This is a genomic window from Pseudomonas sp. S4_EA_1b (assembly GCF_016307435.1).
In the GTDB taxonomy this organism is placed as follows: domain Bacteria; phylum Pseudomonadota; class Gammaproteobacteria; order Pseudomonadales; family Pseudomonadaceae; genus Aquipseudomonas; species Aquipseudomonas rhodesiae.
In genome coordinates, this window is sequence record NZ_JAEILC010000081.1 from 28,163 (window position 1) to 42,481 (window position 14,319).

Annotated in this window: 17 protein-coding genes and 1 pseudogene; 15 read left to right on the plus strand and 3 right to left on the minus strand. The window is 61.1% G+C overall.

The features are described 5' to 3' along the window. Position 1: 1 nt before the first annotated feature. The 12 genes from mltG (at position 2) to YA0848_RS23645 (ending at position 11,317) form a co-directional block, all read left to right on the plus strand. A complete protein-coding gene (mltG, locus tag YA0848_RS23590; protein WP_034099888.1) occupies positions 2-1,111 on the plus strand; it encodes an endolytic transglycosylase MltG in 1,110 nt (369 codons plus the stop codon). A gap of 19 nt (positions 1,112-1,130) precedes the next feature. After that, positions 1,131-1,763 carry a dTMP kinase gene (gene tmk / locus YA0848_RS23595; protein ID WP_034114864.1) on the plus strand — a complete coding sequence of 211 codons (633 nt, stop codon included), beginning with the start codon at positions 1,131-1,133 and terminating at the stop codon, positions 1,761-1,763. Continuing rightward, a complete protein-coding gene (locus tag YA0848_RS23600) occupies positions 1,756-2,745 on the plus strand; it encodes a DNA polymerase III subunit delta' (protein WP_034099886.1) in 990 nt (329 codons plus the stop codon). Before tmk ends, YA0848_RS23600 begins: the two co-directional genes overlap by 8 nt. Before the next feature lie 65 nt (positions 2,746-2,810). After that, entirely contained in the window at positions 2,811-3,596 is a 786-nt protein-coding gene (locus tag YA0848_RS23605; protein WP_034099885.1) for a TatD family hydrolase, read from the plus strand. Positions 3,597-4,039: 443 nt separating this feature from the next. Next, positions 4,040-4,699: a TetR/AcrR family transcriptional regulator gene (locus YA0848_RS23610; protein ID WP_034099884.1), complete on the plus strand. Its 660-nt coding sequence runs from the start codon at positions 4,040-4,042 to the stop codon at positions 4,697-4,699. Between the two features lie 107 nt (positions 4,700-4,806). Further along, entirely contained in the window at positions 4,807-5,775 is a 969-nt protein-coding gene (locus YA0848_RS23615) for a GTP 3',8-cyclase MoaA (protein WP_034099883.1), read from the plus strand. Between the two features lie 87 nt (positions 5,776-5,862). Then, on the plus strand, positions 5,863-6,468 hold the full coding sequence (locus tag YA0848_RS23620) for a DUF4823 domain-containing protein (RefSeq protein WP_025854156.1): 606 nt from the start codon (positions 5,863-5,865) through the stop codon (positions 6,466-6,468). A gap of 27 nt (positions 6,469-6,495) precedes the next feature. Then, on the plus strand, positions 6,496-7,056 hold the full coding sequence (locus YA0848_RS23625; RefSeq protein WP_034099882.1) for a DUF1285 domain-containing protein: 561 nt from the start codon (positions 6,496-6,498) through the stop codon (positions 7,054-7,056). Positions 7,057-7,126: 70 nt separating this feature from the next. Beyond that, positions 7,127-7,840 (plus strand): GntR family transcriptional regulator, encoded by a 714-nt coding sequence (locus YA0848_RS23630; protein ID WP_184316513.1) that lies wholly within the window; start codon positions 7,127-7,129, stop codon positions 7,838-7,840. Then, positions 7,837-8,838, plus strand: coding sequence for an ADP-ribosylglycohydrolase family protein (locus tag YA0848_RS23635; protein WP_047882805.1), 1,002 nt, complete (start codon positions 7,837-7,839; stop codon positions 8,836-8,838). Before YA0848_RS23630 ends, YA0848_RS23635 begins: the two co-directional genes overlap by 4 nt. 102 nt (positions 8,839-8,940) lie before the next feature. After that, positions 8,941-10,407: a purine-cytosine permease family protein gene (locus YA0848_RS23640; RefSeq protein WP_047882804.1), complete on the plus strand. Its 1,467-nt coding sequence runs from the start codon at positions 8,941-8,943 to the stop codon at positions 10,405-10,407. Next, positions 10,400-11,317, plus strand: coding sequence for a PfkB family carbohydrate kinase (locus YA0848_RS23645; protein WP_047882803.1), 918 nt, complete (start codon positions 10,400-10,402; stop codon positions 11,315-11,317). The genes YA0848_RS23640 and YA0848_RS23645 overlap by 8 nt, the downstream gene beginning before the upstream one ends. Before the next feature lie 51 nt (positions 11,318-11,368). Here the strand turns inward: YA0848_RS23645 and YA0848_RS23650 are convergent, their stop codons facing one another. From YA0848_RS23650 to YA0848_RS23660, 3 genes are read right to left on the minus strand one after another with little or no spacing between them, the layout of a single operon-like run. Then, on the minus strand, positions 11,369-11,749 hold the full coding sequence (locus YA0848_RS23650; RefSeq protein ID WP_169903833.1) for a termination factor Rho: 381 nt from the start codon (positions 11,747-11,749) through the stop codon (positions 11,369-11,371). A gap of 50 nt (positions 11,750-11,799) precedes the next feature. Beyond that, a complete protein-coding gene (locus tag YA0848_RS23655) occupies positions 11,800-12,066 on the minus strand; it encodes a hypothetical protein (RefSeq protein WP_034114858.1) in 267 nt (88 codons plus the stop codon). Positions 12,067-12,117: 51 nt separating this feature from the next. Further along, a complete protein-coding gene (locus YA0848_RS23660; protein ID WP_034114857.1) occupies positions 12,118-12,450 on the minus strand; it encodes a hypothetical protein in 333 nt (110 codons plus the stop codon). Between the two features lie 219 nt (positions 12,451-12,669). Here YA0848_RS23660 and YA0848_RS23665 point away from each other — a divergent pair, with 219 nt between their 5' ends. The 3 genes and pseudogenes from YA0848_RS23665 to YA0848_RS23675 form a co-directional block, all read left to right on the plus strand. Beyond that, entirely contained in the window at positions 12,670-13,149 is a 480-nt protein-coding gene (locus tag YA0848_RS23665; protein ID WP_034099874.1) for a GNAT family N-acetyltransferase, read from the plus strand. A gap of 167 nt (positions 13,150-13,316) precedes the next feature. Further along, entirely contained in the window at positions 13,317-14,138 is an 822-nt protein-coding gene (locus tag YA0848_RS23670) for an SDR family oxidoreductase (RefSeq protein ID WP_034099873.1), read from the plus strand. Positions 14,139-14,176: 38 nt separating this feature from the next. Then, positions 14,177-14,319 (plus strand): annotated as a pseudogene (locus YA0848_RS23675) (arabinose ABC transporter substrate-binding protein); the annotation flags it as partial.

Consider the following 14,319-nt stretch of genomic DNA (forward strand, 5'->3'; position numbering starts at 1 on the left):
GTTGATACGAAAACTGGTTGTACTGCTGCTGATCGGTCTGTTTTCCGCCGGTCTGCTGTTGGGCTTTTCTGCCTGGAAACTCGACTCTGCCCTCAAGCAGCCCTTGAAGCTGACCCAGGAGCAATTGCTTGATGTACCGGCCGGGGCAACCCCCACCGGTACCTTCAATCGCCTCGAAGCCGACGGTGTGCTCGACGACGCCTTTTGGTTGCGCTTGTACTGGCGCTTCAACCTGGACGGCCAACCGCTGCATAGCGGTGAATATCGCATGACCCCCGGCATGACTGCCCAGGGGCTGATCGGTTTGTGGCAGCGTGGCGAAGTGGTGCAATACAGCCTCACGTTGGTGGAAGGCTGGAACTTTCGTCAGGTGCGGGCGGCGTTGGCCAAGCACGAAAAGATCGTACAGACCTTGGCGGGCCTGACCGACAGCGAAGTCATGGATAAGCTCGGTCATCCTGGTGTATTCCCCGAAGGGCGATTCTTTCCCGATACCTACCGCTTTGTGCGGGGCATGACTGACGTCGAATTCCTGAAAAAAGCCTATAACCGCTTGGACGATGTCCTGGCTCAGGAGTGGAGTAAGCGCGCCGCTGATGCGCCCTACACCGATCCTTACCAGGCGCTGATCATGGCGTCTTTGGTGGAGAAGGAAACCGGCGTACCGGAGGAGCGCGGTCAGATTGCCGGTGTGTTTGTGCGCCGCTTGAAGATCGGCATGTTGCTGCAGACCGATCCCACGGTGATCTACGGCCTGGGCGAGCGCTACAACGGCAAATTGACCCGCGCCCATCTCAAGGAAGCCAACCCCTACAACACTTACATGGTGGCCGGGTTGCCGCCGACACCGATCGCCATGGTCGGCCGTGAGGCGATCCATGCGGCGTTGAACCCCGCACCGGGCAGTAGCCTGTATTTTGTCGCGCGTGGCGATGGCAGCCATATTTTCTCGGATGATCTGGATGCGCATAATGCGGCCGTGCGCGAGTTTCAGCTCAAGCGTCGGGCCGATTACCGCTCCAGCCCGGCACCGGTGGTGAAGCCGCCGGAAGAGGCGGCACCTCCGGCCGAGGCGGTGCCGGACACCGCCGCGCCGCAAAGCCCGCAATGACTCTGACTAAGGACCGCCTGTGACTGGCTTGTTTATTACCCTGGAAGGCCCGGAAGGCGCCGGCAAAAGTACCAACCGCGACTACTTGGCCGAGCGCTTGCGCACCGAAGGGATCGAGGTGGTGTTGACCCGTGAGCCTGGCGGTACGCCTCTGGCCGAACGCATCCGTGAAGTGCTGTTGGCCCCGGGCGAAGAACAGATGAATCCGGACACCGAGCTGCTGCTGGTATTCGCCGCCCGCGCCCAGCATCTTGCCGAAGTGATCCGTCCGGCCCTGGCCCGCGGCGCCGTGGTGATCTGCGATCGTTTCACCGATTCGACCTACGCCTACCAGGGCGGTGGTCGCGGCTTACCCCTGGAGCGCATAGCCACGCTGGAAACCTTTGTACAGGGCAGCCTGCGCCCGGACCTGACCCTGTTGTTCGATCTGCCGGTGGAAGTGGGCATGGCGCGCGCCAGTGCCCGTGGCCGTCTGGACCGTTTCGAGCTGGAAGGCCAGGTGTTCTTCGACGCCGTGCGTCGCGCTTTCCTCGCGCGCGCCAAGGCCGAACCTGCGCGCTATCACCTGCTGGATGCGGCGCAACCGTTGGCCAATGTGCAACAGGCCATCGATGCGCTGTTGCCCGCGCTGCTGGAGCGCGCCCGTGGCTGAAGCCTATCCGTGGCAAGACAGCCTTTGGCAGCAGTTGGCCGGACGTGCCCAGCATGCCCATGCCTATTTGCTGCATGGGCCGGCGGGCATCGGTAAGCGCCATCTGGCCGAGCGCTTGATGGCCAGTCTGTTGTGCCAACGGCCGGTCAATCTGGAGGCTTGCGGCGAGTGCAAATCCTGCTTGTTGCTCAAGGCGGGCAGTCATCCGGATAACTACCTGCTCGAACCGGAGGAGGCCGACAAGGCGATCAAGGTCGACCAAGTGCGCGATCTGGTCAGCTTCGTGGTGCAGACCGCGCAGATGGGCGGGCGCAAAGTGGTGCTGATCGAGCCGGTGGAGGCGATGAACATCAATGCTGCCAATGCCCTGCTTAAAAGCCTCGAAGAGCCTTCCGGCGACACTGTTCTGTTGTTGGTGAGTCACCAGTCCAGCCGCTTGTTGCCCACCATTCGCAGCCGCTGCGTGCAGCAGGCTTGCCCTCTGCCAAGCGAGGCGATGAGTGTGCAATGGCTGGCGCAGGCCCTGCCGGATTGCTCCGCTGAGGAGCGCGTGGAGTTGCTGACCCTGGCGGCCGGCTCGCCACTGGCGGCCGTCAAGCTGCAGGCCCAAGGCGTGCGTGAGCAGCGGGCCCTGGTGGTCGATGGAGTGAAGAAACTGCTCAAGCAGGAGCTGTCCGCCACTCAGTTGGCCGAGACGGCCTGGAAGGATATCCCTCTGCTGCTGTTGTTCGACTGGTTCTGCGACTGGTCCAGTCTGATCCTGCGCTACCAACTGACCCAGGACGAAGCCGGCCTGGGTCTGCCGGATATGCGCAAAGTGGTGCAATACCTCGCGCAGAAAAGCCCCCAGGCCAAGGTGCTGACTATCCAAGACTGGATCCTTGCCCAGCGCCAGAAAGTCCTCGGCAAAGCCAACCTCAACCGTGTGCTGCTGCTTGAAGCGCTGCTGGTGCAATGGGTTGGCCTGCTCGGGCGCCGTTGATCCTTCGATGGCCGACGGGTGTATCGTTGGTCAGACATTTACCGTGACTTAAGTCGTACCTTCTTATGCTCGTAGATTCCCATTGCCACCTTGACCGCCTTGACCTCGCCCAGCATGCCGGGTCCCTTGACGCTGCGCTTGAAGCCGCGCGCCAGCGCGGGGTAGGGCATTTCCTGTGCATCGGCGTCAGCGCCGAAAACGCCGCTGATGTCAAAGCCCTCGCCGAGCGCTACGCCGATGTGGATTGTTCGGTGGGTATCCACCCGCTGGACCTCAAGCCTGGTGAAGCGCCAGCGCTCGATTGGCTGCTGACAGAGCTCAATCATCCACGCGTGGTGGCCATTGGCGAGACCGGCCTGGATTACCACTACGAGCCCGAAGCCGCCGAGTTGCAGCAGGCGTCCTTCCGTTTGCACCTGCAAGCCGCCCAGCAGACCGGTAAACCGGTGATCGTCCATACCCGTGGCGCCCGTGCCGACACATTGACGCTGCTGCGCGAAGCCGCCTTGCCCCAGGCCGGTGTGCTGCATTGCTTCACCGAGGACTGGGACATGGCCAAGGCCGCCCTGGACCTGGGTTTCTATATCTCCTTGTCGGGGATTGTCACGTTCCGCAATGCCGATGCCCTGCGCGACGTGGCGCGACAAGTACCGGCCGACCGTCTGCTGGTGGAAACCGACTCGCCGTATCTGGCCCCTATCCCCCATCGCGGTAAGCCGAACCTGCCGGAGTACGTACGCGATGTGGCGGATTACCTGGCGATGCTGCGCGGCGTGCCCTACGAGCGGTTCGCCGAGCAGACCACCGAGAACTTCAAACGCCTGTTCCCGTTGGCTCATGTCGCCGCTTGAGGGAACAAATCCCAGGCAAAAAAAACCCGGGTTCTGGGGGGTGAATCCGGGCTAAGACCATTAGGAGTAAACAAGGGCACGCAGTCCGTCGGTACCCAGATCGGCGTTTCACTTGGGGGAGATGTCACGCCGACAGTTGAAGTATTGATCAGTATCCGATTCAGTCCAGTCGCCCCTGATCGTTTTTTAAACAGATTTGGAATACGTGCGCTTCAGTTGAGTTCTCATCGACGCCATGGTCATGGGTGCGTGTTGCGTATTATTTCTGACTGATAACCGCTGATTCGTTGGCATGCTGTCATTAAAGTGCAGAGTGGGTTCACATAGGCGTTGCCCAACGACCGTTCAGTCGGGATAATCCCTCGCATCGGCTAAATCGTATCGCCACGTATCCGTGGCCTTGCATGGCCCTCCCTCTACCGACCTCTGCAGACCTCTTCCTCATGCACAAAGAACCCCGTAAGGTCCGTGAGTTTCGCCGCCGAGAGCAGGAAATTCTCGACACCGCGCTCAAGTTGTTCCTCGAACAAGGTGAAGACAGCGTCACCGTCGAGATGATTGCGGATGCCGTGGGTATCGGCAAAGGCACCATCTACAAACATTTCAAGTCCAAGGCCGAGATCTACCTGCGCCTGATGCTCGACTACGAGCGCGATTTGAACGAGTTGCTGCATTCGGCCGACGTGGACAAGGACAAGGAAGCCCTGTCCCGCGCCTACTTCGAATTCCGTATGCGTGACCCCCAGCGCTACCGCCTCTTCGACCGTCTGGAAGAGAAGGTGGTCAAAGGCCATCAGGTACCGGAAATGGTTGAGGAGTTGCACAAGATCCGCGCCTCGAACTTCGAACGCCTGACCCTCCTGATCAAAGGCCGTATCAGCGAAGGCAAGCTGGAGGATGTACCGCCGTATTTCCACTATTGCGCCGCCTGGGCGTTGGTGCACGGCGCCGTGGCGCTGTATCACTCGCCGTTCTGGAGCAATGTGCTGGAAGATCAGGAAGGGTTTTTCCAGTTCCTGATGGATATCGGTGTGCGTATGGGCAACAAGCGCAAGCACAGTTCCGAACCGGCGCTTGAAGCCACGCCCGCCAGTCAAGATTAGCTGCCAGGCGCAGTAACCCAGGAATATACTCAGGCAAGGATCTTGCTAAAAGCTGATTTATAGGTCAGCTTTCAGTGCGCCCGAATTATCCTCTGCCGGAGTGATCCATGATCGTTGATCGTCAAGGCAGGCGTTTTCGCAATTTGCGGATCAGCCTGACCTCAGCCTGCAATTACGCGTGTACCTACTGCGTGCCTGATGGCAAGCGGCTGGTGGCTGCCCAGGACGAACTCTCGGCCGAGGCCATGGCCCGTGGCGTTGCGTACCTGATTGAAGCGGCCGGCATCGAGCGTTTGCGCATCACTGGCGGTGAGCCGCTGGTCAGTCCCAAGCTGGAAGCTTTCCTCGGTGCCGTGGGCCAGTTGGGGCTGGGCGATATCAGCCTGACCACCAATGGCCAACTGCTCGCTCGCAAATTGCCGCTGCTGGTGGATGCCGGCATCCGTCGTATCAACGTCTCCCTCGATACCCTGGACGCCGGCGCGTTCCGCAGCATTGCCCGTGGCGGCGACCTGGCCACCGTGCTCGATGGCATGGATCAGGCTCGCGCCGCCGGGCTCAAGATTAAGGTCAATATGGTGCCATTGCGCGGCCAGAACCTGGATCAGGTGATGCCGCTGCTTGATTACTGTTTGGAGCGCGGCTACGAGTTGCGCTTTATCGAGTTGATGCGCATGGGCCACCTGGCCAGGGATTCCAACGCCTTTCTGCAGCAGTTCGTCAGCCTGCAACAACTGTTGAGCCTGATCGGCGAACGCTACGAATACTTGCAAGCCAATGCCCCAGTGGACGCCACGGCGGTGCGCTATGAAGTGCCGGGCAAAGGCCATTTCGGCGTGATCGCCAACGAAAGCGTGCCGTTCTGCCGTACTTGCTCGCGGTTGCGGCTGTCGTCCACCGGTTGGTTGCATGGCTGCCTGTCGTCGAGCAACCGCCACTATGTCGGCGACTTGCTCGACAAGCCCCGTCATCAGGCGCTGCCGGCCTTGCAGGGTTTGTTGATGAAAGCCCTGGGTGATAAGCAGGAAGTGGCGTTCTCCGGCGGCGCAACCATCATGAAAATCATCGGCGGCTAATGCCGCATGCGCGCGCCTCCCCTGGCCCAGATTCTGCATCTCGTGCCCATTCGCCGGTTTTCCGTCACCGGCTTCTGGAGGAATAGGATGCGTAGTCTGGTTTTGTTGCTGGCGTCGTTGACGCTGAGTGGTTGCATGACCGTCAGCGATATGGCCGAAGGCACCCGCTATCAGATGAGTGACGCCGGGTTGCTGGATCACAGCGACACTCGCCGCACGGCGTCGATTCGTGTGCAGCCGGATTCCTTTATTTTTATCGCCCAGGGCGCGTTTGTGCCGCCGGGCAGTGCCTATCCGCGTCCGAACGTGGTGGCTGAGGAAGCCTTCAATGGTTTCGTCGAATATTTCCCCATGGTGCGTCGCGCCCGCCAACCTGAAGGCCTTGAGCAAGCCATGGCCGAAGCCCGTGCGGCGGGCGCTCATTACCTGCTGTACTGCCGCTTCGCCAAGGCCGACGACCGTATCGGTAATGCCGATGAGTGGGCCGATCAAGAGGCGCTCGACCGTGTTGGCCTGGACAGCGGCGTTATCCAGATCATGTTGATCGAGACCAGCACCCAATATTTGATTGATACTGCACGTATTCGCAGTCGTGGCGGTTTACTGACATTCCACGACAACAAGCCACAAGACTTGATTGCCCGCCCCCTGGCGCAGTACGCACGAGGCTTGCTGGGGATGAGTGATCAGTAGGTCCGGCACGTAAACAAGGGAGAACCCATGACCGATTCCGCCAAGGCCAACGATCTGTTGGCGCAACTGCCTAAAGGCAAGGGCCCGGCACCGGTGCATCTGTGGAACCCGGATTTCTGCGGCAATATCGACATGCGCATCGCCCGCGACGGCACCTGGTTTTACCAAGGTACGCCGATCGGGCGAAAGCCGATGGTCAAATTGTTCTCCAATATCATTCGCCGCGATGGCGATGATTACTTCCTGGTTACCCCGGTGGAAAAAGTCGGGATCGTGGTCGACGACGCGCCGTTCGTTGCGGTGACATTGGAGGTGGAAGGCGAGGGCGAAAGTCAGCGGCTGCGCTTGACCACCAACGTCGACGAGCAGATCGAGGCGGGGCTCGAACATCCCCTACGGGTGGTGATTGACCCGGTCACCGAAGAGCCATCGCCTTATCTGCGCGTGCGCGCTAACCTCGAAGCCCTGGTGCATCGCAACGTGTTCTATCAATTGGTCGAGTTGGCGGTGAGTCGTCCGATCAACGGGCGAAATTGGCTGGGTGTGTGGAGCGGCGGGGAGTTTTTCCCGATTGGCCTGGAGCCCTGAGGCCGCTTATTACCAAGCCCTGACATAATTCGCTTGCCGCTCACCGGGCCTTTCGGTTATCAATTTGTACATGATTAGACATGTGCGATTCGATAAGAAAAAACGCGTCGTCGACGAACTCATCCGCCGCATTGAAGGTGGCATGATGGCCGACGGTTTCCTGCTGCCGGGCGAGCACCAATTGGCCGAAGAGTTCGGGGTCAGCCGAGGCACCTTGCGCGAGGCTCTGGCCGAGCTGAAGCGCCGTAATTACATCGCCACCCAGAGCGGGGTCGGCTCCATTGTCACCTTTGACGGCATGGTGCTCGATCAAGCCAGCGGCTGGGCGCAGGCCCTGGCCGATACGGGGGCGTTGATCACCACTGACGTCCTGCGCCTGGAAGCGGTAACCCGCCCGGACTTGCTCAACCGCTTCGGCAGCGATCAGTTCATCGCCCTCGACCGTCGCCGTCGGACCACCGATGGCACTGCCGTGTCCCTGGAACGCTCGTTGATGCCCGCCTCTGGCAGTCTTGAGAGCCTGCCCCGGGTCGGCCTGATCGACAATTCTCTGACCATTACCCTGGCGGCCTATGGCTATGTCGGCGCTGATGGCGACCAGTGGATCGGTGCCGAGCCATTGAGCGACGAAGACGCCGAGCTGCTGGGGCGCCCAGTCGGCACGGTGTTTTTGAAGGCGTCGCGAACCACTTTCGACCGTCGCGGACGTTTTATGGAGTACGTCGAAAGCGTGCTTGACCCTGTGCACTTTCGCCTGCACCTGCAATTCGGACCCGCCAAATGACCCCGCATAATCGCGCCCTCGGCGCCTTTTACGGCCTGGCCCTGGGCGATGCCCTCGGCATGCCGACCCAGTCGCTCAACCGCGAGCAGGTACGCGCGCGTTTCGGCGCGATCACGGCGCTGGTCGATGCCCACGCCGACCAACCCATTGCCCCCAACATGCCCGCCGGCTCGGTCACCGATGACACCGAGCAAGCGATTCTGGTGGGCGAGTTACTGGTGCAGGGCCAGGGCACGATCGAGCCTGCGATCCTCGCCCAGCGCCTGATCGACTGGGAAGCGAGCATGCGCGCCAAGGGCTCCCAGGACTTGCTCGGTCCCTCCACCAAGCGCGCGATCGACATGATCCTCGCCGGCCATACTCCAGAGGAATCCGGGCGTTATGGCACCACCAACGGCGCGGCCATGCGTATCACCCCCGTGGGCATTGCCGCCGATGTCAACGACTCGGTTCGATTTGTCCAGTCGGTGATTCAGGCGTGCCAAGTCACCCACAACACGACCCTGGGCATCTCCAGCGCGGCAGCGGTGGCTGCGGTGGTTTCGGCCGGTATCAACGGCGTGGATCTGGGCGAAGCGTTAAGCATCGGCACCCAGATTGCCCAACAAACCGAGAGCCATGGTCATTGGGTGGCGGGTGGGCGGATTTCCACGCGCATCAGTTGGGCCCGCACCTTGAGCGTTGGCAGCGGCGATACCGCGCTGTTCGCTGACCTGTTGTATGAGTTGATCGGCACCTCCGTGGCCTCCCAGGAGTCGGTGGTGGTGTCGTTCGCCCTCGCGCAGCGGGTGGCGGTGGGTGAGCTGACGGCGCTGGACGCGTTGTGCCTGGCCGCCAGCCTGGGCGGCGATACCGACACCATCGCAGCGATGCTGGGCGCCATGCTTGGCGCTTGTCTGGGCATGCAGTGCTGGCCACCAGCGATGATCGAGCAGATCAAACGGGTCAATGGGCTGGATTTGCAACCCTTGGTCCAGGGGCTTCTCGCCTTGCGTTAAGCGCGCGTTGCGACGTGCGTTGCTGAACACAGTCAGGATGACGGGTTAACCCTTTAACTATTTGCCATTACCACAACAAATACAGGCATCAGGAGCAACACCATGAGCAGCACGTCCGCCGGCCAAAACGCCGGGCAATTGGAAACACGCGGTATCGAACCGGTCCCCGAAGCGGAGTGCAATGGCCATCCGCTGCAGCTGTTCTGGGTGTGGTTCGCCGCCAATATCAGCATCCTCGGCCTGCCGCTGGGTGCCACGTTGGTGGCGTTTCGCGGCTTGGCGATCTGGCAGGCGGTGATCGTGGCGATGCTCGGCGCCGCCGGTTCCTTTGCTGTGGTGGGCATCATCTCCATCGCCGGCCGACGCGGCCGCGCACCCAGCCTGACGCTGTCGCGCGCCATCTTCGGCGTGCGCGGTAATATCGGTCCGACTTTGGTTTCGCTGATGTCGCGCCTGGGCTGGGAAACCGTCAACACCACTACCGCTGCGTTTGTGCTGCTGTCGCTGTGCTCAATCCTGTTCGGCTCGGCGGTCGAGGCCAAAAGCGCGCCGGTGCTGACCCTGATCTTTATCGGCATTTTCGTGCTGCTGACCCTGGCGGTCTCCGGCCTGGGCCATGCCACGTTGTTGGTGATCCAGAAATGGGCCACTTACGTGTTTGGCGCGCTGAATATCCTAGTGGGTGGTTTTCTCTGCGCCACCATCGACTGGAACGCCGTGTTCAATGCCACGCCGGCACCCCTGAGCGCGATGATCATCGGCATCGGCACCATGGCGGCCGGTACCGGTATCGGCTGGGCCAACGCCGGTGCCGATATGTCGCGTTACCAGCACCGCAGCGTCAAGGCCGCGCGACTGGTGGCGTCCGCCGCCTTTGGCGCGGGCATTCCGCTGGTGCTGTTGATCACCCTGGGCGGCCTATTGTCGGTGGGCAATAACGACCTGGCGGCGGCCACGGACCCGATCATCGCGATCCGCGACATGCTGCCCACCTGGATGGCGGTGCCGTACCTGATCACGGCGTTCGGTGGGCTATTGCTGTCGAATAACCTGTCGGTGTATTCGGCGGGGCTGACCACCCTGACCCTCGGTTTGAAGGTCAAGCGCGTACATGCGGTGATCGTCGATATCGTGGCGATCTTCGCCGGTTCGATTTACTTCATGCTGATTGCCGACAGTTTCTACGGCCCGTTTATTACCTTCATTTCGCTGCTGGCGGTGCCGATTACCGCGTGGGTCGGCATTTTCGTGGTCGACTTGATCCACCGTCACTACTACAGCGCCCAGGATCTGCTGGACGTCAGCCCCAGCAGCGCCTACTGGTATCGCGGCGGCGTGGAATGGCGCGCATTCGGCGCGTGGGCCGTGGCGATCGTGCTGGGTTTCAGCTTTACCACCATCGGCACTACCGCTGACAACATATGGTTTGCCGGGCCGTTGTCCGACTCCTGGCTGGGCCATAACGGCCTGGGTTGGATTGTCACGTTCTTGGTCGCGGGTGGGATCTACGCCGTGCTGGGTGGTGCATCTGATCGACGCCCGGCGCTGGTCGAGGGCGCACATGTCTAGATTGCTGCACACGGGGCAGGTCATCGTCGACCTGGTCATGGCCCTCGATACGTTGCCTGCCACGGGGGGCGACGTACTGGCCCAATCGGCCAGTTTCGAAACCGGCGGCGGCTTCAATGTGATGGCCGCCGCGCGACGCAACGGCATGCCGGTGGTGTACTTGGGGCGCCATGGCACCGGGCGCTTCGGCGATCTTGCCCGAGCGGCGATGCAGGCGGACGGCATCGACATGGCCCTGGCACCGAGCAGTGGAAAGGACACAGGCCTATGCGTGGCCCTGACCGAGGCGTCCACGGAGCGCACTTTTATTTCACGCCTTGGGGCAGAGGGCGAACTGAGCGCCGAAGATTTGGCCTGCGTGGTGCCATGCGCCGATGACTACGTGTATGTCAGCGGCTACAGCCTGCTGCTGGAAGGCAAGGCCCAGCCGCTGATCGACTGGCTGCTGGCCTTACCGCGGTCCATCGCGGTGGTGTTCGATCCGGGGCCGCTGGCCAAGGGGCCGAATTCGGCGCTGATGCTTGCCTTGCTGCCGCGCATCGATATCTGGACCAGCAACGGGCCAGAAGCGCTGGCATTCACCGGGGCGGCGGATATTTCGCAGGCGTTGACCGACCTCGCTCGCCACTTACCCGCTGACACGCTGTTGGTGGTACGCGATGGTCCGAATGGCTGCTGGGTGGGGCGTGGGGCTCGGATCGAACATGTGCCGGGGTTCACGGTGCAGGCGGTGGATAGCAATGGCGCCGGGGACGCGCACGCGGGGGTGATGATTGCCGGTTTGGCCCAAGGCCTCGAACCGGTGGAATCGGCGCGCCGTGCAAATGCGGCGGCGGCGTTGGCGGTGACGCGCTGGGGCCCGGCCACTGCGCCGACCGGTGCTGAAGTCGACGCCTTCCTCAAATCATGACAACCAACGGTGGCAGGACGCGGACGTCCTCCCACCGTTGTCAGGCAGGGGTCAACTTGCCTTCTTCAACGCTTCGATCAACTGATCTTTACGCATGCTCGAACGCCCGCGGATATCTTTCGCCCGGGCTTCCTTGAGCAGGCTTTCCTTGGTCTGGGTGCTTAAGGACACACTGCTGTTGCGCGGATGCCCTTCACGGCTGGCGGCAGCCCGCTTGGCCGAGTCATGACGATCCTGGGCCTTCTTCGCCGGGGCCTTGCGCTGACCCGAGCCGCCGGCCTTTTCGCCCCCGCCGGACTGCTTGTTGACGGTGGCCCACGCACGGGCTTCGGCTTCGGATTTGGGCACGCCTTTGTCCTCGTAACTCTGTTCGATACGGGAGGCTTTGCGCTTCTGTGCGGCGGTGTATTTGGCTTTGCTTCCAAGAGGCATTGCGATACTCCTACTGGCCCTGTCGCCAGGGCCAGACCAGACAAAATGAATTACTGAGGGTCGGCACTTTCCAGCTTGCGCGCCTCATCGACACCCGACGCGGTCAGCTTGATCGGCAGGTTCAAGGCATATTCACCGGCAGCGTCGGTGGTCACGTGACCGTCCTTGATAAGCCCACGGTCTTGAAGGAATGCCAAGGCACTGGCGACTACTTTCTCGCCGCGGTAGTTGTCCAGTACCTCCTTGCCCAAACCATGGGGATGGGCGTGCAACAGGCGGGTGAGGACTTCTCTCTCAAGGTTCTTATCGACGTTCATGCGTACCTCTTCATGGGAAAATGATCGGGTGTTCGTCTCGCGTGCGATGAATCAAGGTGCAGTTTGTTTCGGCGCGCCCGGCAGGTTCGAGTCGTCGCCTTTGTTGACCTTGGGCTCATCGACCGACGGGCCCATCTTGCCGTTACCTACCGCAGCCGGTGCCTGGCGCTGGGTGTCATGGCCTTGAGTGTGCGGGTCGGCCGCGTTGGTGTTATCGATCACCGCGCCACCATTGGTGTCCAGGCCAGTGCCCATGGACTTCTGCGACTCGGTGGTGGCGTCCGGGTTGGTCGGGCCGGTGGACGAGGTCGCGGCGAAGCTGCTCAGGGAAACCGCGGACAGCAGACCGGCGAGGGCGAGGGCAGCACATTTGGAATGGTTCATGAGGGTGTCTCCTTATGATTAATGTCCTTACCCTTTGTTGGTCAGCCGACGTTTATTGATCGTGCCTCGATGGCGACGAACGGTATCAAGTTGCCTGTAAAAATTTGTGTGTCAGCGCACCGGGCCACAACGACGCCACCTCGTAGCCCATAAAATTGCGCTGCAATCAGTCATCAAAGCGCCTTAGTATGTGGGCTTTGACATTGCCAAGGCTCGCCCATGACCATCGAGATTCGTCCCGCCGTGCCCAGTGACGCTGCGCAGATCCTGACTTTTATCACCGAGCTTGCGGAGTACGAAAAAGCCCGGCATGAAGTGATCGCCAGTGTGGTGGACATCGAACGTAGCCTGTTCAGCGAGGGCGCCACCGCCCATGGTCTGATTTGCTCGCGGGACGGCGTGCCCATCGGTTTTGCAGTGTTCTTCTTCAGCTACTCCACCTGGCTTGGCAGTAACTGCCTGTACCTCGAAGACCTCTACATCAACCCGGAACAACGTGGCGGCGGGGCGGGCAAGAAGTTGTTGCGCCACCTGGCCAAGATCGCGTTCGACAATGGCTGCGGGCGCTTTGAGTGGAGCGTGTTGGACTGGAACGAGCCGGCGATTGCCTTCTACAAATCCATTGGCGCACAGCCGCAGGAAGAGTGGGTGCGGTACCGCATGGAAGGCGATGCGTTGCGTGACTTTGCCTTGGGTTGAGGCTGAAAGTCGTCCATGGCTTGATCAATAACCGGCATGAATGTGCCGGTTTTTTTACATCTGTTCTCACAATATGGGATGTAAATTTATATATTGAGATGTTTCAAGTTCTAGGTTTATAGTCGGCGGCATCAGCACTCACTACCAAAAATAAAACAGGTGAAGCGATGCAGGCACAACCGTTGTCGTTGCCCAGGGTGCCCGAGCCTACTTACGGCGAGCGTCTCAAAGGCAAGGTGGTCGTGATCACCGGTGCCGCTCAAGGCATTGGCGAGGCGATCGTCGCGTGCTTTCAAGCCCAGCAGGCGCAGTTGGTGATCGGCGATATCCTGGGCGACAAGGTCGAGGCCGTTGCCGCTCACTGGCGCGAACGCGGCGCCCAGATCCATGCACTCCCTATCGATATCACCGCCAAGGAACAGTGGCAGGCGCTGGTCAACCTGGCCATCGAGCGCTTCGGACGTGTGGATGTGCTGGTCAATTGCGCCGGGGTCAATGTGTTCCGCGACCCGCTGGAAATGAGCGACGAAGACTGGCGCCGCTGCTTCGCCATCGATCTCGACGGTGCCTGGTTTGGCTGTCGCACGGTGTTGCCGCACATGATCGAGCAGGGCATCGGCAATATCATCAACATCGCCTCCACCCATTCCAGCCACATCATTCCCGGGTGCTTTCCGTACCCGGTGGCCAAACATGGCCTACTCGGCCTGACCCGCGCTCTGGGTATCGAATACGCGCCCAAAGGCATCCGCGTGAATGCGATTGCGCCGGGCTATATCGAAACCCAGCTGAATGTCGATTACTGGAACGGTTTCCCCGACCCCCACGCCGAACGCCAGCGCGCCTTCGACCTGCACCCGCCCAAGCGCATCGGCCAACCGGTCGAGGTGGCGATGACGGCGCTGTTCCTGGCCACCGACGAAGCGCCTTTTATCAATGCCACCTGCCTGATGATCGATGGCGGGCGGTCTGTGATGTACCACGACTAGAACCTGCCGCTCTCCAATAACAACAAGAGGTGCCGTTCATGAAAAAAGCCTTACGTGTTCTCGCTACCGCCGTGGCGTTCAGCAGCCTCAGCTCCTTCGCCCTGGCCGCTGATGCAGTCAAAATCGGCTTCCTGGTCAAACAAGCCGAAGAGCCCTGGTTCCAGACCGAGTGGGCCTTCGC